Source organism: Rathayibacter sp. AY2B5 (assembly GCF_002931645.1).
In the GTDB taxonomy this organism is placed as follows: Bacteria; Actinomycetota; Actinomycetes; order Actinomycetales; family Microbacteriaceae; genus Rathayibacter.
The window spans coordinates 1-19,633 of sequence record NZ_PSUE01000021.1 but is presented as its reverse complement, the minus strand read 5'-3'; the positions used below and the strand labels follow the sequence as shown (position 1 = coordinate 19,633).

Below are 19,633 nucleotides of genomic sequence, written 5' to 3'. Positions count from 1 at the left end.
GACTAGCGGCGAAGGGTCTCGCTCGGGAGCTCGCCGAAGCGCGTCGCGTAGTGCTGGGCGAAGCGGCCACCGCTGATGAACCCCCAGCGGGCGGCGACGTCGCCGACCACCAGTGAGCCGGCCGACCCGGACACGAGCTCCTCGTGCGCGCGCTCGAGGCGGACGTCGCGCAGGTAGTGCCGCGGGGTCTCGCCGAAGGCGCGCTGGAACGCCAGCTGCACGCCGCGGACCGTGAGCCCGGCCGCGTCGGCGATGTCGGCCACTCCGAGGGGCAGATCGGCGTTGGCCTGCACGAACTCCACGGCCCGTCGGAGGCGCCGCGCGCTGACCGAGGGCGGCACGGCCGGCAGCGGGGCGATGCGGTGGGCGAAGGTCTGCAGGGCGGCGAGCGCGGCGATGCGGGCGACGCCGTCGCGCTGCAGCACGGTGGGCGCGTGCGCGGAGGCGAGGGTGTCGCGCAGGAGCCGGATCGCCGCCCACCAGGCGGTCGTGTCGCGCGCCACAGGGGCGAACCGCAGCGGGCCGGGCTCGGTGCCGTGCAGCTCCGCGGCGATCGCCTCGAGGTGGGCGGCCTCGAAGTGCACGAGCGCGTCGCGGTACTCGAGGGCCTCGAAGCCGAAGGGCCGGCCGCTCGGGAACATGGCCGGGCGGCCGACGACGAGGCGGTGCTCGTCGCGCCCCAGATCGAGGGAGGCGCGCCCGGCGGTCAGCCAGAGGGCGACGTAGACGTCGCTCGGGGCCACCGTGCCGCGCACCCGGCCCAGGAAGGAGGCGGAGTGGAGGCTGACGGGCCCGGGCCCGGTCGTCGTGTAGCGGAACGCGAACGGCACGACCGAGCGTTCGGCCCGGAAGCCGGAGCCGTTGTACGAGCCGGCGTAGAAGTCGCGCGCCTCGTCGAGGTCGTTCCCGCGACGCTCCGACTGCCACACGGGCAGCCGTGCGGACGGGGAAGTGCTCATCCGGTCAGTGTCCCAGGGGGCACCGACATTCTGCACTCAGTGGCGGAAAGCGGGAGAACGTGCTCAGCCGAGCGACCCGCGCTCCAGGTCGGGTCCCTCACCCGCCGGATCCCCGTCCGCACGCGAATCGGGGCCGCCCCGAGGGAGCGGCCCCGATTCACGGGAGGAGTCACGCACGCTTCTGGTGCGGCTCCTCGACGAGGTCCGTGTCGTCGCCGTCGTCCTCGGCGTCGATCCACTTCGAGTAGTCCGGCTCGTCCGGGTGGCTGAGCTCGCGCTCGAGCGCGCTGTAATCGACCGCCGGGCTGAACGACTTCAGCTCACGGGCGATCTTGGTGTTCTTCGCCTTCTGACGGCCGCGCCCCATGGGTGACCCCCTCACGATGACAGGCCAGACGGGCAGTGAGCCGGCTGGGGAAAAGAGCAGACAGGGAAAGTTGAAATCTACGCGGTAGTTTAGCAGACGGGGGACACGCCACCCCGGGCCTCGATCTGCCGGACGGCCGCCCATCCTCGACCGCGTCAGGAGCACCGTGGACAGCGTCGCCCCACCGCGTCCCGTCGTGGTGATCGGCGCGGGCCAGGCGGGTCTGTCCGTGGCCTACTACCTGCGCCGTCTCGGCCTCGTCCCCGGGCGCGACCTGATCGTCCTCGACCGCGGTCCGGAGCCCGGCGGGGCCTGGCAGTTCCGCTGGGAGGCCCTGCGGCTCGGCTCCGCGCACCGCGTGCACGATCTCCCGGGCATGGAGCGGATGGGGTTCTCGTTCCGCACGGCCGATCACCGGCGACCGGCACGGGACGTGGTCCGCGAGTACTACGGGCGCTACGAGGAGGAGCTCGGTCTCGAGATCCGCCGTCCGGAGTCGGTGCGGCGCGTCACGAGTGCGACGCCGCACGACACGGGGTCGCCGCTCGTCGTCGAGTCCGACCGCGCGGTCGAGCGCGCGAGCCTGCTCGTCAACGCGACCGGCACCTGGGGATCGCCCTTCGTCCCGCACTACCCCGGGCGCGACCGCTTCCGCGGCGTGCAGATCGACCCGACAGAGTACGTCCGCGCCGAGGACTTCGCCGGGAAGCAGGTGCTCGTGGTCGGCGGCGGCACCTCGGCGATCGGCTTCCTGCTGGAGCTCGAGCGGGTGGCGCGCTCGCTGACGTGGGCGACGCGGCGACCGGTCGTCTACCACGACGGCGAGCAGCTGGCGATGGAGTCGGCGGTGGAGGCGGTGGCCGAGCAGGACCGCGCCGCCCGCGCCGGGCTGCCCCTCCCGAGCATCGTCGGCGGCACGGGCGTGCAGCGCACCCGCCGGGTGGTCGCCGGGATCGAGCGCGGGCTCCTGCACGAGCGGGGGATGTTCTCGTCGATCGAGGAGGAGGGCGTGCGCTGGCCGGACGGCTCCTTCACGCGCGCCGACGCGATCATCTGGGCGACGGGCTTCCGGCCGGAGCTGCGCCACCTCGCTCCGCTCGGGCTGCGCGAGCGCGAGGGCGGCATCGCGGTCGCCGACGGAGCCTCGCTGACGGATCCGCGCGTCTTCTTCGCCGGCTACGGCCCGACGGCCTCGACCATCGGGGCGAACCGCTCGGGCCGGCGCATCGCGCGCGCGGTCGTGGCGCGCCTGCCCTGAGCGCGCCTGCCCTGAGCCGGCCTGATCTGAGCCGGTCTGCCCTGAGCGGCGCGGCGCCTCAGATCCTGCCGTCCCAGTCCACCGGCACCACAGAGCCGCGGTAGCGGATTCCGTCCACGCGGATCGGCCCGGCGAGCGCGGGCGAGAGCGGCGCGACGACCAGGGTGTCGCCTCCGGGGGCGAGCCCCAGCGCCGCCGACAGCACGGCGACGGAGGCGGCCGCCGACCAGGCCTGCGGTCGGCAGGCCGCCGGGTAGGGCACCGGCGCGTGCACCTCGGCGGCGGGGTCGCCCGAGTGCAGCTCGGGCATCCGGTAGCCGAAGCCCTCGGCCGCGGCGATCAGTCCGCGCGAGAGGGTCGTCGCCTCCGCCCCGAAGCCCTCCCGGGCGAGCCCGGTGACGGCGATCGCGGTGTCGTGGGCCCAGACGGAGCCGCCGTGGTACGACAGCGGCCAGTAGCCGCCCGAGCCGGTGTCCAGGGTGCGCAGGCCGAAGCCCGAGTCGAGCCCGGGGGAGACCAGCAGCTCGGCGACCCGGGCGGCGTGCTCGGGGGAGAGGATGCCGGTGCCGAGGAGGTGGCCGAGGTTGCTGGTGATCGTGTCGACCGGGCGCCCGGCCGCGTCGAGCGCGATCGCCGGGTAGCCGCCGTCGGCGTCGTCGATCCAGAACGCCTCCGCGAAGCGCGCCTTCAGCGTCGACGCCGCCTCGCGCCACTCCGAGCCGTCACGGCCGAGGTGCTCGAGCAGCGCCGCTCCACCGACCATGGCCTCGTGGGCGTAGGCCTGCACCTCGCAGAGCGCGATCGGACCCTCCGCGAGCGTGCCGTTGCGCCACTGGATCGAGCGGCCTGTTCCACGCCGTCTACGAGCACGGCATGACGGGCGTGGCGCGGTCGGAGGACGAGCGGCTGCGAGCCGTCGACGGATCCGCTCGTGCTGTCGTGGACGCCGTCACCGCGGTCTTCGACAGGCACCGGGCCTTCCTCCGTGCGGTGATGGTCGCCTCGTCGAGCGATCGCGCGCTGCTCGAGCGGGGCGCCCAGGAGTCCCGCCGCTTCGCGGACCGGGTGGCGCAGGTGCTCCCGACCGCCGACCCCGAGGCGGGGCGATCGGCCGCTCGGGCGCTCTACGAGGCGAACTCCTTCCGCACGCTGCACGGCGATGCGTTCTGGAGCCCCGGAGGAGAGCATCGAGACGCGTTCATCGATCGGACGACCCGGCTCGTGGACACGATCCTCGGCTGACGCGCTCCTACCGCCGGACCTGGGCAGGCCGTTCGCCGGACCTCGCCGTGCCCCGACGCCCCTCCTGGGCTGCTCGACCGGCAGAGGCCGCTCACGCTGATCGAGCAGCGCGAGCAGCGCGCGTATCGAGATCCGCTTGTGTTCAGCGGATCTCGATACGCGCCTGCGGGGCTGCTCGACCAGCATGCGGGAGTGCCGCCGCTACTTCGCGAGGAACTCCAGGACGACGCGGTTCCACTCCTCCGGGTGGCTCACGGTCACTCCGTGCGGGGCGCCGTGGACGACGTGCAGCTCGGAGCCGGGGATCGCCGCGTGGGTGCGGGCGCCGGAGCCCTCGAACGGAACCGTGCCGTCGCCGTCGCCGTGGATGACGAGCGCGGGCACCGACACGTTGGGCAGGTCCTCGCGGAAGTCGGTGGTCGCGAACGCGGTCATGCAGGCGAGGGCCGCGTGCTTGGCCGACTGCTTCGCCAGAGCGATCGCCTCCTGGCGCTGCTCCTCCGTCACCTTCAGCACGCCGTCGACCGAGAAGAAGTCGGTGGTGAACTGGTCGTAGAAGTCGTCCTCGCTCTTCGTGAGGCCCGCGGTCATCTGCGCGGCCTGCGCCTTCTCGAGCGGGCCGTCCGGGTTGTCGTCCGTCTTCATCAGGTACGGCGGGACGGCCGAGGCGAAGACGACGCTGTGCAGGCGATCGGCGCCGTACTTCGTGAAGTAGCGGGCGACCTCGCCGCCGCCCATCGAGAAGCCGACCAGGGTGACGTCCTGCAGGTCGAGCTCGGTGAGGAGGGTGTGCAGGTCCTCGGTGAGCGTGTCGTAGCTGTAGCCGGTGAGCGGCTTGTCGCTGCGCCCGAAGCCGCGGCGGTCGTAGGTGACGACGCGGTAGCCGGCCTCGGCGAACGCGGGGACCTGCTCCTTCCACGACTCGCCCGAGAGGGGCCAGCCGTGGATGAGGACCACGGGGCGGCCCGATCCGCCGGTGTCGTCGACGTGCAGGTCCGTGTCCTTGAAGAGTCCGTGGTGGGCGGTGATCTCGGCCATGGCGAGTGCTCCTTCCGGCGCCGACGATCGGCGTCACTCGATGTTCGAGGACGTCCCTGCGAGCGGATGGCCGGGGCGGGGAGGGTTGACAGCTCCCGTCACTCCGCGACGACGGCCGCGGCGAGGCCCCGCAGCGCGGTGTGCAGCCCGGGGCTCATGGGCAGCCCGGCGTCGAGCACCGCGTTCGCGGCGGCGACCAGCACCGGTGCCGCGGGGGAGGAGACCACGGTGAGGCCGGCGGGCGGATCCGCGTCGCCCGAGGGCCGCACGACCAGGACGAGCCGGGAGCTGGGTGCGCTCGTGCTGATCGTCGCTCCCGATCGGGCGGGCAGCACCGCGAGGGTGCCGCGGCCGACGAACTCGCGCTCCTCCCGACTGGTGACGGTGAACGCGCCCTCGAGCGGGAGCAGGAGCACCACCGACCCCGGGTCGGCGCGGGGGCTCGGGCGGAAGTCGATCGTGCCGGCCGTGTGCCAGATCCGCCGGAGGAGCACGCCCTCGGCGGCGGCCTCCTGACCGGTGACGGCGAAGGCGGGGTCGGGCCCGGCCTCGGCGTGGCGGGCCCGCAGCCAGTACCGGGCGGAGTCGCCGCGGAGGGGCATCGGGCGGATCAGCGGATCGGACACGGCGGCTCCCGAGGAACGCGGACCTGAATCGGCCGAGACAGTGAGGAACCATCATCCTAGGAGCGGCGGGAGGCGTCGTCCCCGGAGTGGCGCGTCCTCACATGCGGATGCCGCCCCGGCCGCGCTGAGCGCGACGCCGGAGCGGCATCCGAAGAGTGGTGCGGACTACTGGAATCCGCCGCCGCGGTCCTCCGGGTCCTCGATCGGGTCGGAGTCGGGCGTGTCGATCGAGTAGGTCACGTGGACCGCCTCGCCGACCTCCTTGGCGGAGACGGCGTTGTAGACGAGGTGCGTCTCCTGGCCGTCGACGGCGGCGTAGACGTCGACCTCCTTCTCGTAGCCCCCCTCGGTGCTGACGCGGTTCTCGGTCTGGCCGTCGAACGGCCCACCCTGGAAGAAGGCGAGGTAGCTCTCGCCCTCGGCGAGTGCGCGGATGTCGTTGCTCATGCCCCCAGGTCTACCACTCGGCGCCTCCCCGCCGCTCGGCCTTGCGCTCGGCGGGCGGAGGAGGGCCGGGGCGGCGGCGGCCTTGCCTCGAGGCGGCGGCACTGCTCGACGGGATCTCTCCGCACGCGCCGTCAGGGCACGAGCCGCTGCGTGATCGAGGCCGTCGGCCCGCTCAGCGCGATCTCGGCGAGCGCGCCGTTGACCAGGGGCATCTGCGGCGGCTGGTGCCCGGTGTCGACGTCGAGGATCACCGGCACGCCGAGATCGCCGAGAGCGCGCCGCACCGCGTCCTCCTGGCTCAGCTCCGGCAGGGACGCGCCCGCGGTCCGGCCGATCAGGACGCCGGTCGCCTGCTCGAACCAGCCCGCGAGGCGGAGGGAGGTGAGCATCCGGAGCACCGAGACGGAGTCGGACCCGGCCGCCTCCAGATAGACGACGGTGCCCTCCGGCGCGTGCCGGCGAGCGAAGCCCGGAATGTCGCCGTAGGGCGTGCCCGCGAGCAGGGACACCGTCTCGAGGCATCCGCCGATCAAGCGGCCGGACATCGCCGCGTCCGCTGCCCCGTCGAGCGAGCGCCAGCGGGTCGGCTCCTCGTAGGCCCGATCGCGGTCGAGCGGCTCGTCCGCCCACGCACCCCACGGACGGCTCCGGCGTCGCGGCGCGGCGTGCTGCGTGAACGCGGCCCCGGGCTCGAGGCCGGCGACCTCCGTCCAGCGGTGGAACCCGACCGGCAGCTCCCACGGCTCGTCCATCAGATTGGCGCCGTGGATCGTCGCGAGCCCGGTCGTCGTCGTCAGGGGCAGGAGCAGCGTCGAGACGTCCGACCAGCCGACGAACCAGGGCCGGGCCTCCGCGAGGGCGTGCCAGTCGAGCCTCTCCAGCAGCTCGACGGCGAGCTCGCCGCCCCATGGAGGAAGGACCGCGTCCCCGCTCCGGAAGGCGTCGTGCAGGTCGGCGGCCCGATCCGCGGCGGACGCCGGAACGAGTCCGCCGAGGAGGGCGTGCGGCCGGACCCGGACGTCGTATCCCGCCGAGCCGAGTCGGCGCGCGGCGTCCTGCAGCCGGTCGTGCAGGTGCTCGGGGACTCCCATCGAGGGCGCGGGCACCTCCACCCGGCCTCCGGCGCGGAGGGGCGCGGGGTACGTGATGCTCGCCATCCGACGACGCTAACGCCCCTCGCGGTGACGGGCTTCGAATGCTCCGTCCGGCGAGTACCTCCGCGCCCTTCCTGCCCCGACTCGCGGGCGGCCGCTGAGCGCGATCGCGAGAGGGGTCGGCGCGAGTGCCGCGCCGCCCAGCCACCCACTCGTGCGCAGCGCCGCCCGCCGGGGAGAAAGATGGGGCCAGGAGGCGCACCGGAACGAGACGTCGCGGTCTCGCGCAGGCGTCTCGGCTCCGCTGCTGCCGGCGGCGACCCGCGCCACGCGGCGCCTTCAGCTCGTGAGGCGGCCGATCTCGTCCTCGGAGAGGAGGCGGTCGGAGGAGAGCACGATGCGAGCCGCGGGGTCGGGGCTGTGCGCGTCAGGGCCCTCCCACCTCCGGTCGAGACCGAGTCGAGCGACCGTGCGGTGTGATCGCTCGTTGTGTTCCGCGACGACCGCGGTCACGGGGAGCTCCGGCCGGAGCCGCCGCGCCCGCGCGATCCCTGCGGAGGCGACCTCCTGGGCGTACCCCCTGCCCCAGTGGTCCGGATGGACGGTGAACGCGACGTTCCAGGCCGTGTCGGCGAGGAGGGTGCAGCCGCCGATCCCGATCGGGCCGTCCCCGCCGCCCTCGGGACTCCGCAGCCGGACGACCCAGCTGCTGAGGTCGTCCCGTGCCCACTGCGCCGTCCGGCGGGCGAGCACCGCCCGGGTCTGCTCGACGGAGCCGTGCCGGAGGAGGGGGTCGCCCGCCGCGATCCGCTCGTCGGAGTACAGCCGCCACAGCTCGTCCAGATCGCTCTCGGCGGGACGGAACAGCCGGAGCCGCTCGGTCGTCTCGTCGGGGCGATCACCGGCGCCGATGCTGCCGCCGCTCGCTCGAGGGGGGACTCGCGACCACCGGCGCGGTCGCCGAGGAGTGAGGCGAGCGCGGTGACCGCGCCTGGACGTCCACCCGCTCAGCCCGTGATCAGGCCGGTGAGGAGGTCGGCGGCGGCTCCGACGGTCGAGACCGCATTGACCGTGACGAGGCAGGCGATTCCCCAGAACCAGGTGCGACCGGGTGCCCCGGCGCTGCGCCGCTCGAAGGCGAGCCACCAGGCGCCGACCACCGAGACGCACGCCGCGACCACCGAGCCGAGCGCCATGCGGACGTACTCCTCGGGACCGGGGGAGGACCAGGCCGTGGTCGCGAGGACGATGAGCAGCGGGGCCACGATCATCCCCAGTGCGCCGAGCAGCACCGCGTGGAGGTGACTGCGGGGAGGGGCCCCGGCCGTCGTCGTCGCGGTCCGCGTCCGTGTCGTGTCCATGCCGCGTCCCCCGTCGCCGCGGTCCGGTCCGCGCTGCCCCGACGCTATCCGCTCGCCGTCCCGCCGTCACCCCGCACCTCCGAGCGGGCCGCGTGCCCGGTGGCGTCAGCCACGCCGCCCGCGCCGCCCCGGCCGAACGCCGAGAACGTAGGATGTCCGGGATGACGATCGGACGCCGCCTCTTCCTCTCGGGAGCCGCCACGGGAGTCGGGCTCCTGGCCCTCGCGGGCTGCACGCCGTCGCGTCCGACGCCGACCCGCTCGGTCACGAAGGCCCCCGTGCCCACGCCGAGCACCACCGCCGTCCCCGCGCCGGCCGCCTTCGTGCGCTCCGCCTGGGCCGAGGATCCGTACGCGCTCGGCTCCGTCTCCTACCTGCCCGTCGGCGCGACGCCGCAGCACCGCACCGACCTGGGCACCGCGGTCCTCGACCGCGTCTTCCTCGCGGGCGAGGCCACCGACACGGAGGCGCCCGGCACGCTCCAGGGCGCCTGGAGCTCCGGGGTCCGCGCGGCCGCCGAGATCAGCGCCGTCGCCGACGAGGGCGAGCGGATCGCGATCGTCGGGGCCGGTCTCGCCGGAGCGGTCGCCGCGCGGCGCCTGTCCGACGCGGGCTTCGACGTCACCGTGGTCGAGGCACGCGAGCGCACCGGCGGCCGCATCGCCACCGCGACTCCGGACGGCTGGCCGATCGCCGTCGAGACCGGAGCCTGGGCCCTCACCGGCGCGGGAGCCGCCCTGCGCGAGAGCATCGCGGACGCGGGCGTGGTCACAACCGCGGTCGACCTCGCCGACGTCCGCTCGAGCGACGCCGACGGAGCGGCTCTCGACACCGGCACCACGGGTGCCGACGCCCTGACCCGTGCTCTCGAGTGGGGAGCGGAGCAGCCGGAGGATCTGGCGCTCGCCGAGTCGTTCGCCGGCTCCGGAGCGCCCGATCCCGCCGAGGCCGAACCGGGCTCCGGCGACGGCGACGCCGCCCGCGTGGCGGCGCACCTCGCCGGGACGACCGCGCTGCGCACCGGCGCCGCTCCCGAGGAGCTCTCCTCCTGGTACGGACTGGGCGACGCCTCCGCCGCCACGACCGCGGAGGAGCTGAGCGACGACTCCGGCGACGCGCTGCTGACCGACGGGCTCGCGCCCCTGGTCGACACCTTGCTCGCCGACGTCGAGGTCTCGCTGCGCGCCGTGGTGAGCGGGATCGGCTACACGGACACCGGGGTCAGCATCCGGCTGGGCACCGGCGAGTCGTTCACAGCCGACCGGGTGCTGGTCACCGTGCCGATCGGGGTGCTCCAGACGGACGCGATCGCCTTCGACCCGCCGCTCCCGTTCGCGCAGCGCGCGGCCGTCGCGGCCCTCGGCTCCGGTGTCGTCGAGACGCTGTGGCTGCGCTTCGACGAGGCGTTCTGGGAGGCCGACGCCCCCGCGCGCTGGTCGCTCGTCGGCTCCGAGGCGGGCATCACCGAGTGGCTCAACCTCCAGCCGTCGACCGGCGAGGCGGTGCTCGTCGGGCTGGTCGGAGCGGATCAGGCCCTCTCGCTGCAGGACCTCAGCGACGACGAGCTGGTCACCCTCGCGCAGACGGCGCTCGAGCCGTTCGCCGTCGTCCCCGGCTGACGAGCTCGCGGAGCCGCGCCAGCGGGCCCCTCCACTCCGACGCGTGCGCCGCCCCGAGCGGCCGCACTCGGCTGAGCGCGAGGACGAACGCGGCGATGCCGGAGATCAGGCTCAGCACGATCACGTCGTAGAGCACGAACATCACGGGTCCGTCGACCTGGCCGGGGTCGAGGAAGAAGTACGGGTACCAGCCGATGAGGGCCCCGCGGACCAGGGTGATGACGCCCCAGACGATCGGGAAGCCGAGCACGGTCAGCGCCCCGCGCCAGGCGACCGGGCGGCGGCCGGGTCCGAGGATCCAGTCGAGGATCGCGAGCGTGGGGATCACGAAGTGCAGGAGCGCGCTCGACCAGGGCACGTCGACCCGCACGCCGCGGTTGTTGGCCTCGACCGCGATCAGCCCGAAGACGATCCCCGACACGACCATGTAGGTGAGCACGAGCGCCCGCACGGTGCTGAGCCAGCGCGGCTCCCGCTCGCGCGTGAGGGCGACCAGGCCGGACAGGCCCAGCACCACGACCCCGGCCATGTTCGACTGCGTCGTGAAGTAGGCGAAGAAGTTGTCGATCTGGAACGCGCGGAAGCCCAGGGTGTAGAAGAAGTCGCCGACGAGTCCGACCGCGCCCAGCCCGGCGAGGGCCAGGCGGAGGATCGCGAACGCCTTCCGCACACCCGCTCCGATCCGTCGCCGCTGGGCCCGGAGGGCCGGACTTCCGGACGATTCTACGGTCGCCGCGCTCGGAGCTCCCCGAGCGCGCGGCTCCGCCGGACGGGGGAGGCGGGCTCCGCGGAGGCGATCTAGCGTGGAGGGATGGCGCGCGCACAGGACGGGAAGGGTTCGGGTCGGATGTCGTCGGAGGAGGCGTCCCGGCGCTGGAACGCGGTCACGGGTCCGCTGTTCCTCGCGGCGGGAGCGGTCTTCGCGGTCCTCGGGAATCCGGTCTGGCCGGTGTTCCTCGTCCTGGGGATCACGTTCCTCGGGCTGACCGCCGGCCCCGGGAGGCCGACGAGCCGGAGCGGAGCGCAGGAGCCGGACCGCGATCGGTGACGCGCGCTTCGCGACGCGGACACTCGCCGGTCGCGTTGCCGGGATAGCGTGCGTGTCATGCCCTTCACGCCGAGCCACGCCGTCGTCGCGCTCGCGTTCTCGAACGGCCGGATCCCCGCCGCGGCCGTGGCCATCGGCGCGATGGTCCCGGACATCGGCATGTACCTCCCGATCGCCGTCGCCCGCGAGTCCACCCACTCCATCCTCGGCGTCGTCACCGTCGACCTGCTGCTCGGGATGCTCGGCCTCGCGCTGTGGAGCGCGGTCGTCGCTCCGGCCTGGCGCGACCTCGCGCCCGCGCTGGTCCGCTCGCGCCTGCGTCCCCGGCGCTCGCCGCCCCGCGGGGCCGCCGCGTGGATCCGCGTGCTCGTCTTCGCGGCCGCCGGCATCGCCATCGGAGCCGCCAGCCACGTGATGTGGGACGGCTTCACCCACCGGGGCGGCCTCTTCGTCTCGGCGATCCCGCTGCTGCAACAGGAGCTCGGGCCCTTCCCCGGCTTCCGGTGGGCGCAGTACGCGAGCGGTGTGCTCGGGCTGCTCGGGCTCGGGATCGGCGCGGTGGTCTGGTACGTCGGTCGCCGTCCCCGGAAGCTCCGCTCCGACGGCCGGCAGCCGGTGCGCATCGCGGCCGCGGCCGTGGTGCTCGCGGCCGCGGTGGTTCCCGCCGGGATCGTGCTGGCGGGGGCGAGCATCGATCCGCTCGACGCCGCCTACCGGGCGCACGTGGTGCGGGCGGCGATCCTGCTCGTGGGCGGCGGCGCGGCGGCCGCGGTCGCCGTCGCGGCGGTCTGGTGGCTCACCGGCCGAGGGGTGCGCGGGGCCGTCGTCTGAGACGGCGGAGGACGAGCCTGTCGTCTCAAGGGAGCACGGGCATCCGTCGCGAGGAGGATGCGCCGGTGCATAGCCCACCGATAGCGTCGGACACGGCCCGTTGGGGCGGGCCGCCTTCGGGGGAAGGCACTAAGGGGAAATCGGGGGCTCGCGGCACACGCCGCGGGCCCTCTACCCGTTTCCGGGCCGCTGCCGGCAGCTCCCGCCGCCTCAGCGCCGCTTCGAGCGCGGCCGGTTCTGCGCGGCCGGGCGCTGCGGGATGCGCGGAGCGCCCTCGCCGGCGGCTCCCTGGGGGAGCGAGGACGCGGGCGGGATCGGGCGGCGGGTCACCGGGCGCACCGGCTCGCCGCGGCGCGTCTGGCCGGGGATCGGCCGGGAGCGGCGTCCGTAGATCAGCTCGGACGAGTCGAGCAGCCACGGCACCAGCGCCACCGTCACTCCGTGCACCAGCAGGAGCTTCTGGCGGATCCGCCGCGACTTGTGGTTGTGGAGGAACGCCTCCCACCAGTGCCCGACGATGTACTGCGGCATGTAGACCGTCGTGATCTCGGAGCCGTGCTCGAGGCGGTGGGCCTTGATGTACTTGATCAGCGGGTACGAGATGTCGCGATAGGGAGAGGCCACGCAGCGCAGCGGCACCTCGATGTCCATCTGCGCCCAGTCGGCCTTGAGCTGCGCGGTCTGCGCGTCGTCGATGGAGGAGTGCACCGCCTCCAGCGTCTCGTGCCGCGCCGCGATGGCGTAGTCGAGCGCCTTCAGCGTGGGCTTGTTCATCCGGCCCACCAGCACGATCGCGTGGTCGCCGTTGGCGCCGAAGGTCGTGGTCGGGTCGACCTCGATCTCCTTCTCGACGTCGCGGTAGTAGCGGTAGACGCCGGCCATCAGGACGCCGAGGATCGGCATCACCAGGTAGACGAGCCAGGCGCCGTGGGTGAACTTCGTGATCGTGACGACGACGAGCACCGCGAACGTCAGCGTCGCGCCGAACAGGTTGATGGCCAGGCTCGTGTAGACGGTGCGCGAGCCCTCGCCGTTGCGGATCATCCGCACCCAGTGCTTGACCATGCCCGACTGCCCGAGCGTGAACGAGACGAAGACGCCGATGATGTACAGCTGCACGAGGCTCGTGAGCGAGGCCTGGTAGACGAGCAGGATGATCGCGGCGACGAGCGCCAGGATGATCACTCCGTTGGAGTAGATGAGGCGGTCGCCGCGGGTGTTCAGCGACTTGGGCGCGTAGCCGTCGCGGGCCAGCACGGAGCCCAGCAGCGGGAAGCCGTTGAACGCGGTGTTCGCCGCGAGGAGCAGGACGGCGGCCGTCGCGGCCTGGATGATGAAGAACAGGATCGTGTTGTTGCCGAACGTGGCGGCGGCGACCTGCGCGATCACCGAGCGCTGCGGGGTCGTGGCGCAGTCGGCGAAGCCCACCAGATGGCAGGCGTTCTCGGCGTAGTGCACGTTCGAGAGCAGGGCGAGGGCGGTCAGGCCGACGAAGAGCACGATCGCGATCGTGCCCATCGCGACGAGGGTGCGCTGGGCGTTCTTGACCTTCGGGGCGCGGAACGCGGGCACACCGTTCGAGATGGCCTCGACACCCGTGAGCGCCGCGCAGCCGCTCGCGAAGGAGCGCAGCAGCAGGAGGACGACGGCCGCCTGCGTGAGCTGCTCGCCCTGCACGGTGAAGCCCGCCGACTCCGCGACCGGGGTGTCGCCGAAGGCGGTGCGGACCAGGCCGACGACGACCATGACGAAGACGCTCGCGACGAAGAGGTACGTCGGGACGGCGAAGGCGCGGCTCGACTCCGAGACGCCGCGGAGGTTCACGGCCGCCAGCAGCACCACGAAGAGGATGGCCAGCTCGACCCGCAGCGGCGCCAGCTCGGGTACTGCGGAGATGATGTTGTCGACTCCGGAGGCGACCGACACGGCCACGGTGAGCACGTAGTCCACGAGGAGGGCGGCGGCGACCGTGAGGCCCGCCGTCTCGCCCAGATTGGTGCGGGCGACCTCGTAGTCGCCGCCGCCGGACGGGTACGCCCGGATCAGCTGGCGGTAGCTCAGCACCACCACGACGAGGAGGACGACCACGCATGCGGCCACCCAGGGGGCGAAGGTGAGGAAGGAGAGCCCGCCGAGCAGCAGGATCATCAGCAGCTCCTGCGGCGCGTAGGCCACGGAGGAGAGCGGGTCGCTGGCGAAGATGGGGAGCGCGAGCCGCTTCTGCAGCAGCTGTCCCTCGAGCTTGTCGCTGGGGAGCGGCTCGCCGATGAAGAAGTGCTTGGCGGTGCGCAGCTCGGTCGCGTCGGCCGATGATCCGTCCGCGGCGGACGGGGGGCCCTCGTGTGTCACGAGCGATGACACTACTCCGTGCGAGGGGGCAGTCAAGACGGCCGGGAGCGGGCCGAGCGGAGGCTGATCCCGCGCTGTGACCGGGAGTTTCCCGGTGCGGCGGGGAGCGTCGGCCGGCGTGCTCGCGGCCGGCGCCCCGAGCGGGGGGTCAGCGGCCGTCGCGGGTCGCGGCTCCGATCAGGCCGGTGAGGCTGTCGCGGAGCGCGATGAGCTCCTCGAGGGGGACGTCGAGCCGCTCCACGATCTGAGGAGGAACCTGCAGGGCCTGCTCGCGGAGGGCCGCTCCGGAGGGGGTCAGCGCGACGTCGAGTCGGCGCTCGTCGTCGCTGCTCCGGGCGCGCGTGACGTGGCCGCTCGCCTCCAGGCGCTTCACGAGCGGGCTGAGCGTGGCCGGCTCGAGGCGGAGGGCGGAGCCGAGGTCGGCGAGCGAGCGGGGGCTGCGCTCCCAGAGCGCGAGCATCACGAGGTACTGCGGGTGCGTGAGTCCGAGCGGTTCGAGCACGGGGCGGTACAGCCCGATGACGGTGCGCGCCGCGACGGCGAGGGAGAAGCAGACCTGGTTCTGGAGGGCGAGCGGGTCGGATTCCACGACGTCATCCTCTCATCGTGCCCTGATGGTTAGTACACTAAGGATATGACGCGGAAGAAGACCGGCTCCCTCTACCAGCGCTTCAACGCGCGGCTGTTCCCCTGGATCGGCCCGCCGCCGCTCGGCCCGTACGACCAGCCCGAGCAGGAGGCGCCGGCGGGGCAGGCGTGCCCGCTCTGCGGCCGGCCGATGTCCGAGCACGTCATCGACCGCTCCGGTCCGCGCACCCAGCTGTACTGCCCGAGCGACCCCTCCTGAGTCGCACGCCCCCGTTCGGGGGTCAGGGGCTTCGGGCGGCGGGGGCGGATGATGAGCGCATGTCCCGTCTGAGCCCCACCGCCGCCCGCGTCGTCCAGTACAGCCGTTTCGGCGACGCGGACGTCCTCGAGATCGCCGAGGTCGAGCGGCCGAAGCCCGGGGCGGGCGAGGTGCTGGTCGAGGTGCTCTCCGCCGGGGTGAACCACATGGAGGCGTTCATCCGGCAGGGCCAGTTCGACTCCGACCACTCCGCGGCCTTCCCGATGCGCCAGGGCACCGACTTCTCGGGCGTCGTCGTCGCCCTCGGTGAGGGCGTCACCGACATCAAGCTCCGCAGCGACGTGGTCGGCCACGCGCTCGTCGGCTCCCACGCGACCCACGTCGTGGTGCCGCGCCGCAACCTCGTCGCCAAGCCCGCCTCCGTGAGCTGGGAGGTCGGCGGCGCGCTGTTCCTCGCCGGAGTGACCGCGTGGCGCGCGCTGGAGGCCACGCATGTGGGACCCGACGACACCGTCCTCGTCTCCGCGGCGGCCGGAGGAGTGGGCAGTCTCGAGATCCAGCTGGCGAAGCTCCGCGGCGCGACGGTGATCGGCACCTGCGGCGAGCGCAACTTCGACTACCTCCGCCAGATCGGCGTGAAGCCGGTGGTCTACGGCGACGGGATCGCCGACCGCATCCGGGCCGCGGCGCCCGGCGGGGTCACGGTGTTCCTCGACAACTTCGGCGGGGAGAACGACGCCCTCGCCGACGAGCTCGGCATCGCGGCGGGCCGCTTCCACTCCAGCGACGACCGCAAGGAGATCGAGCTGCGCGCCGTCTGGCCCGACGCCGAGACCGCCCAGCGCGACACCGAGATCCTCGGCGAGCTGGTCGGCCTCGTCGGCGAGCAGAAGCTGCGGGTGCTCGTCTCGGGCTTCTACCCCTTCGACCAGGTGCAGGACGCCTTCGACGACCTCGAGAAGCGCCACTCGCGCGGCAAGATCGTCCTCGGCATGAACCCGGTGGACCCGGCGAAGGTCACCAAGGCGCGCGACATCCACGAGGCCGGCCGCTAGCCGCACCCTCCCGGCGGCTGTCCGGGCTGCTCTCCGGGCGGCCACAATGGGGCCGTGGCGCGCGGACGCCCGGGAGGAGTGACGCGATGGAGGAGCCCGTCGTCGCGATCGTCTGGATCGTCTCGTTCGTGGTGGTGACCGTCCTGGTCACCGGGGTGTCGGGGCGGGTGAACTGGTCCGCTCCCGTGGCGCTCGTCGCCGTCGGGGCTCTCGCCTCCTTCGTCCCCGGGATCCCGGAGGTGGTGGTCGAGCCGGACGTGGTGCTGTTCGGGATCCTGCCGCCGCTGCTCTACGCGGCGGCGATCCGCACCTCCGTCCTCGACGTCCGCGCTCGTGGCGACAGCATCCTCCTGCTGTCGGTCGGGCTCGTCGTCTTCACGGTCGCGGTGGTCGGCGCGGTGGCCTGGATGGTCGTCCCGGCGATCACGGTCGCCGCGGCCCTCGCGTTCGGCGCGATCGTGGCGCCCACGGACGCGGTGGCGGTCACGGCGATCGCGGGGCGGCTCCGCCTGCCGCGGCGCATGCTCACGGTGCTCGAGGGCGAGAGCCTCCTCAACGACGCGACCGCGCTGGTGGCGCTGAACGCCTCCCTCCTGGCGATCGTCAGCACGGTCACTCCCGGGCGCATCGCGCTCGACTTCGTGCTGGCCGTGGCGGTGGGCGGCGGGGTCGGGATCGGCATCGCCGTGCTGCTCGGGTTCGTGCGCAAGCAGGTGCAGTCGTCCGTCCTGGACACGAGCCTCTCGCTGGTGACGCCCTACGTCGCGTTCATCCCGGCGCAGCTGCTGCACGGCTCCGGGGTGCTGGCGGTCGTGGTCGCGGGGCTCTACCTGGGCTACCGGGCGCCGGTCATCCAGTCGGCGCAGGCGCGGATCGCGGAGTCGCTCAACTGGCGGACGATCCAGTTCCTGCTCGAGAACGCGGTGTTCCTCTTCATCGGGCTGAGCCTGTCGTCGGTGGTGGAGGCGACGGCCGACTCGGGCATCGGGGTCTGGCAGACGGTCGGCATCGGCGCGGCCGTGCTCGCGGCGCTGGTCGGGAGCCGCGTGGCCTGGATGTGCATGACGACGCTGCTGTTCCGGCACGGTCCGCGCCGGCTGCAGCAGCGCGGGTGGACCTGGCCGACCGCGATCGGGGTGTCGTTCGCGGGCATCCGCGGCGTGGTCACCCTCGCCGCCGCGTTCCTCCTGCCCGCGGAGACGCCGCAGCGCGCGTTCCTGCAGTTCCTCGCCTTCATCGTGGTGGCGGGGACGCTCGTCGAGGGGCTCGCGCTCCCGCGGCTCGTCCGCGCCCTGAAGCTGCCGGCCCCGAACGAGATGCAGGAGCACGTCGAGAAGCAGATGCTGCTCGCCGAGGCGCAGGCCGCCGGGCTCGCCCGGCTCGACGCGGAGCCGCAGGACGGAGTGGAGGACCGCGTTCTCGACCGGCTGCGGCGGAACGCGACGTTCCTCGCCGACGCCCTGGAGAACCCGCCGGAGGGCGAGGGCGTGGAGCCACTCCCGCAGGCCTACAACCGGCTCCGGCGCGTGATGATCGCGGCCGAGCGGGAGGCGGTGCTCCGCGCGCGCTCCGAGGGGCGGTACCAGGAGCCGGCGGTGGTGAGCGCTCTGGCGTTCCTAGACGTGGAGGAGGAGGCGCTGGCGGTCGGGCGGCAGTAGCGCCAGGAGGGCGGGGACCCCGGGCGGGATCCCCGCCCTCCCGGCGCTGAGGTGTCCGGGCTCAGCCCAGGGTGGAGCGGACCGAGGCGCGGGCCTCGTCGAGCGCGGCGCGCAGGGCGTCGACGCTCGCGGTCGTCACGGATCCCGAGGAGGCGGCGGTGCGCAGCTCCGCGCGCAGCTCGTCGCGGAACTCGGTGAGCAGCACCTCGGCGTCGCGCAGGGCGATCCGCGAGGCGGTGCGCGCGTCGGGCGAGACCGGCGCGGTCTGCTCCGGCGCGGTCTGCTCCGGCGCGGGCTGCTCGGAGGGGGTGCCGGACGTGTCCTGCGGGCGCGGCTCCTCGGCGGAGTGCTCCGGTCGGCGTCCGGGCTCCCGCGAGTCGCGGGCGGCGCTGGCCAGGTCGGCGCGGAGGCTCTTCATCGCCTCCGCGACGCCGAGGCGGACCTCGTCGGCGAGCCGGCGGACGGAGTCGGTGAGCTCCTCCTCGATGTCGCCCAGGTCGGTCGCGCGGTTCGCGAGCTCGGCGCGGCCGGCGTCGGTGATGGAGTAGACGGTCTTGCGGCCGTCGGCCTCCTTCGTGACGAGTCCCTCCTCCTCGAGCTTCGCGAGGCGCGGGTAGACCGTGCCGGCGCTGGGCGCGTAGGTGCCGCCGAAGCGCTCGCTGAGCGCCTGGATCAGCTCGTAGCCGTGACGCGGCGACTCGGCGAGGAGATTGAGCAGGTAGAGGCGCAGGCGGCCGTGCGCGAAGACGGGGCTCACAGCGAGCTCCCGTCCATCGGGCGGCGGCCGTCGGCGGGGCCGGCGCCGGGGGAGCCCCAGCCCTCGCCCACCGAGGCGGAGGACGCGGCGACGGACCGGCGGACGACGACCACGTCTCCCGAGACGGAGTTGGCGGCGACGTCGACCCACTTCGAGTCGAGCGAGCCCGTGGTCGAGGTGAAGCCCCGGCCGAAGGTGCCCTTGACGACGGAGCCGTCGAGCTGGAGCGTGCCCGAGACGGTGTTGATGCGGTAGCGGGCGCCGAGGCCCTCGTCGACGCGGATCGTGAGGTCGCCGCTGACGGTGTTGGCCTGGATCCGGTCGGGGGTGCCCTCGGCGTCGACGAACACGCTGCCCGAGACGCCGTCGACGGTGAAGCGGGTGAGCTCGCCGGTCGCGGTGACGTCGCCGGAGACGGTGCGCGCGGTGACGCGGCCGGTGTGGCTGCGGACCGAGAGCTCGCCGTGGACGGTGTTCACCTCGATGTCGCCGTGCAGGCCGTCGACGACGATGTCGCCGCCGACCGTCGAGACGCGGGCGTCGCTGTGGAGACCCGAGACCAGGCCGTCGGCCGAGACGGTGTCGAACTTGAGGTCGACGCCGCGGGGGACGAGGAGGCTGATGTCGGCGCGGTCGCCGCGGCGGCCGAGGCCCTTCACGACGTCGACGATGGTGTCCCAGCGGAGCTGGACGTGGTCGATCTCGAGGCGGTCGCCGTCCATCGAGACCTTGAGCGGGCGGCCGTCGACGCTGTGGACCTCCACGCGGGCGGTCGGCTCGTCGTGGGCGATGACGTCGATCTGGCCGCCGACGAGGGCGACCTTGACCGAGCGGACGACGTCGAGGTCGATGACCTTCGTCTCGCCGGCCTGTACGAGCCATTTTTCGAGGGACATGAGCTCCTCCTCCTGCACCGGGGTGCCTTTCTGAAACGCGATACATCGCGAGTGGACGAGAGTCACGATATATCTCGATCGTAACGGTCGGCAACGGCGCTCGGCCGGTTCCCAGCGTCGAGCGGTCGGGACCGGGGGCGGGGCCGCGGCGCGGCGAGGCCCCGCCCCCGGTCCCGACCGC

22 protein-coding genes are annotated in these 19,633 nt (G+C 73.5%); 8 read left to right on the top strand and 14 right to left on the bottom strand.

The genetic code is table 11. From position 1 onward, the window contains the following. Window positions 1-2: 2 nt before the first annotated feature. Both C5C30_RS12875 and C5C30_RS12870 read right to left on the bottom strand, forming a co-directional pair. Window positions 3-959 (bottom strand): helix-turn-helix transcriptional regulator, encoded by a 957-nt coding sequence (locus C5C30_RS12875; protein ID WP_146081544.1) that lies wholly within the window; start codon window positions 957-959, stop codon window positions 3-5. Between the two features lie 169 nt (window positions 960-1,128). Then, window positions 1,129-1,326 carry a DUF3073 domain-containing protein gene (locus tag C5C30_RS12870; protein WP_097167615.1) on the bottom strand — a complete coding sequence of 66 codons (198 nt, stop codon included), beginning with the start codon at window positions 1,324-1,326 and terminating at the stop codon, window positions 1,129-1,131. Between the two features lie 166 nt (window positions 1,327-1,492). On the opposite strand from C5C30_RS12870, the gene C5C30_RS12865 reads away from it, so the two are divergent. Next, window positions 1,493-2,584, top strand: coding sequence for an FAD-dependent oxidoreductase (locus C5C30_RS12865; protein ID WP_104233838.1), 1,092 nt, complete (start codon window positions 1,493-1,495; stop codon window positions 2,582-2,584). A gap of 58 nt (window positions 2,585-2,642) precedes the next feature. On the opposite strand, the gene C5C30_RS12860 is transcribed toward C5C30_RS12865, so the two are convergent. Next, on the bottom strand, window positions 2,643-3,371 hold the full coding sequence (locus C5C30_RS12860; RefSeq protein ID WP_374955307.1) for an amylo-alpha-1,6-glucosidase: 729 nt from the start codon (window positions 3,369-3,371) through the stop codon (window positions 2,643-2,645). 86 nt (window positions 3,372-3,457) lie between these two features. Here C5C30_RS12860 and C5C30_RS12855 point away from each other — a divergent pair, with 86 nt between their 5' ends. Continuing rightward, the gene (locus C5C30_RS12855) at window positions 3,458-3,826 is read left to right on the top strand and encodes a hypothetical protein (RefSeq protein WP_104333886.1); all 369 of its coding nucleotides are present in this window, start codon (window positions 3,458-3,460) and stop codon (window positions 3,824-3,826) included. 201 nt (window positions 3,827-4,027) lie between these two features. Here C5C30_RS12855 and C5C30_RS12850 read toward each other — a convergent pair whose 3' ends face one another. From C5C30_RS12850 to C5C30_RS18090, 6 genes are all read right to left on the bottom strand, one after another. Next, window positions 4,028-4,864, bottom strand: coding sequence for an alpha/beta fold hydrolase (locus tag C5C30_RS12850; RefSeq protein WP_104223760.1), 837 nt, complete (start codon window positions 4,862-4,864; stop codon window positions 4,028-4,030). 98 nt (window positions 4,865-4,962) lie between these two features. Next, a complete protein-coding gene (locus C5C30_RS12845; RefSeq protein ID WP_104263095.1) occupies window positions 4,963-5,490 on the bottom strand; it encodes a hypothetical protein in 528 nt (175 codons plus the stop codon). 165 nt (window positions 5,491-5,655) lie between these two features. After that, a complete protein-coding gene (locus C5C30_RS12840; protein ID WP_104223758.1) occupies window positions 5,656-5,937 on the bottom strand; it encodes an oligoribonuclease in 282 nt (93 codons plus the stop codon). A 131-nt stretch (window positions 5,938-6,068) separates the two neighbouring features. Continuing rightward, window positions 6,069-7,094 carry a S66 peptidase family protein gene (locus C5C30_RS12835; protein WP_104333885.1) on the bottom strand — a complete coding sequence of 342 codons (1,026 nt, stop codon included), beginning with the start codon at window positions 7,092-7,094 and terminating at the stop codon, window positions 6,069-6,071. A gap of 276 nt (window positions 7,095-7,370) precedes the next feature. Further along, on the bottom strand, window positions 7,371-7,898 hold the full coding sequence (locus C5C30_RS12830) for a GNAT family N-acetyltransferase (RefSeq protein WP_258065949.1): 528 nt from the start codon (window positions 7,896-7,898) through the stop codon (window positions 7,371-7,373). Window positions 7,899-8,038: 140 nt separating this feature from the next. Next, on the bottom strand, window positions 8,039-8,392 hold the full coding sequence (locus C5C30_RS18090) for a hypothetical protein (RefSeq protein ID WP_258065943.1): 354 nt from the start codon (window positions 8,390-8,392) through the stop codon (window positions 8,039-8,041). A gap of 161 nt (window positions 8,393-8,553) precedes the next feature. Here C5C30_RS18090 and C5C30_RS12825 point away from each other — a divergent pair, with 161 nt between their 5' ends. After that, a complete protein-coding gene (locus tag C5C30_RS12825; RefSeq protein ID WP_181068386.1) occupies window positions 8,554-10,011 on the top strand; it encodes an NAD(P)/FAD-dependent oxidoreductase in 1,458 nt (485 codons plus the stop codon). On the opposite strand, the gene C5C30_RS12820 is transcribed toward C5C30_RS12825, so the two are convergent. After that, window positions 9,962-10,681 (bottom strand): Pr6Pr family membrane protein, encoded by a 720-nt coding sequence (locus C5C30_RS12820; protein ID WP_104333883.1) that lies wholly within the window; start codon window positions 10,679-10,681, stop codon window positions 9,962-9,964. The two genes, C5C30_RS12825 and C5C30_RS12820, sit on opposite strands and share 50 nt — an antisense overlap. A 141-nt stretch (window positions 10,682-10,822) precedes the next feature. Here C5C30_RS12820 and C5C30_RS12815 point away from each other — a divergent pair, with 141 nt between their 5' ends. Together C5C30_RS12815 and C5C30_RS12810 are read left to right on the top strand one after the other, a co-directional pair. Continuing rightward, the gene (locus C5C30_RS12815) at window positions 10,823-11,059 is read left to right on the top strand and encodes a hypothetical protein (RefSeq protein ID WP_146076574.1); all 237 of its coding nucleotides are present in this window, start codon (window positions 10,823-10,825) and stop codon (window positions 11,057-11,059) included. Window positions 11,060-11,116: 57 nt separating this feature from the next. Further along, window positions 11,117-11,890, top strand: coding sequence for a DUF4184 family protein (locus tag C5C30_RS12810; protein WP_104333882.1), 774 nt, complete (start codon window positions 11,117-11,119; stop codon window positions 11,888-11,890). Between the two features lie 210 nt (window positions 11,891-12,100). On the opposite strand, the gene C5C30_RS12805 is transcribed toward C5C30_RS12810, so the two are convergent. Continuing rightward, on the bottom strand, window positions 12,101-14,239 hold the full coding sequence (locus C5C30_RS12805) for an APC family permease (RefSeq protein WP_374952928.1): 2,139 nt from the start codon (window positions 14,237-14,239) through the stop codon (window positions 12,101-12,103). A 148-nt stretch (window positions 14,240-14,387) separates the two neighbouring features. Next, window positions 14,388-14,828 (bottom strand): MarR family winged helix-turn-helix transcriptional regulator, encoded by a 441-nt coding sequence (locus C5C30_RS12800; RefSeq protein ID WP_104333881.1) that lies wholly within the window; start codon window positions 14,826-14,828, stop codon window positions 14,388-14,390. Window positions 14,829-14,873: 45 nt separating this feature from the next. Between C5C30_RS12800 and C5C30_RS12795 the strand changes: the two genes are divergently transcribed. The 3 genes from C5C30_RS12795 to C5C30_RS12785 all read left to right on the top strand — a co-directional run bounded on the left by C5C30_RS12795 (window position 14,874) and on the right by C5C30_RS12785 (window position 17,799). Beyond that, on the top strand, window positions 14,874-15,086 hold the full coding sequence (locus C5C30_RS12795) for a hypothetical protein (RefSeq protein ID WP_104223750.1): 213 nt from the start codon (window positions 14,874-14,876) through the stop codon (window positions 15,084-15,086). Window positions 15,087-15,145: 59 nt separating this feature from the next. Next, complete coding sequence (locus C5C30_RS12790; protein WP_104238704.1) at window positions 15,146-16,141, top strand: NADP-dependent oxidoreductase; 996 nt, start codon at window positions 15,146-15,148, stop codon at window positions 16,139-16,141. 86 nt (window positions 16,142-16,227) lie between these two features. Next, entirely contained in the window at window positions 16,228-17,799 is a 1,572-nt protein-coding gene (locus tag C5C30_RS12785; protein ID WP_104247408.1) for a sodium:proton antiporter, read from the top strand. A gap of 61 nt (window positions 17,800-17,860) precedes the next feature. On the opposite strand, the gene C5C30_RS12780 is transcribed toward C5C30_RS12785, so the two are convergent. Both C5C30_RS12780 and C5C30_RS12775 read right to left on the bottom strand, forming a co-directional pair. Beyond that, window positions 17,861-18,556, bottom strand: coding sequence for a PadR family transcriptional regulator (locus C5C30_RS12780; RefSeq protein ID WP_104223747.1), 696 nt, complete (start codon window positions 18,554-18,556; stop codon window positions 17,861-17,863). Then, on the bottom strand, window positions 18,553-19,452 hold the full coding sequence (locus C5C30_RS12775; protein WP_258063310.1) for a hypothetical protein: 900 nt from the start codon (window positions 19,450-19,452) through the stop codon (window positions 18,553-18,555). The genes C5C30_RS12780 and C5C30_RS12775 overlap by 4 nt, the downstream gene beginning before the upstream one ends. Between the last annotated feature and the right edge of the window lie 181 nt (window positions 19,453-19,633).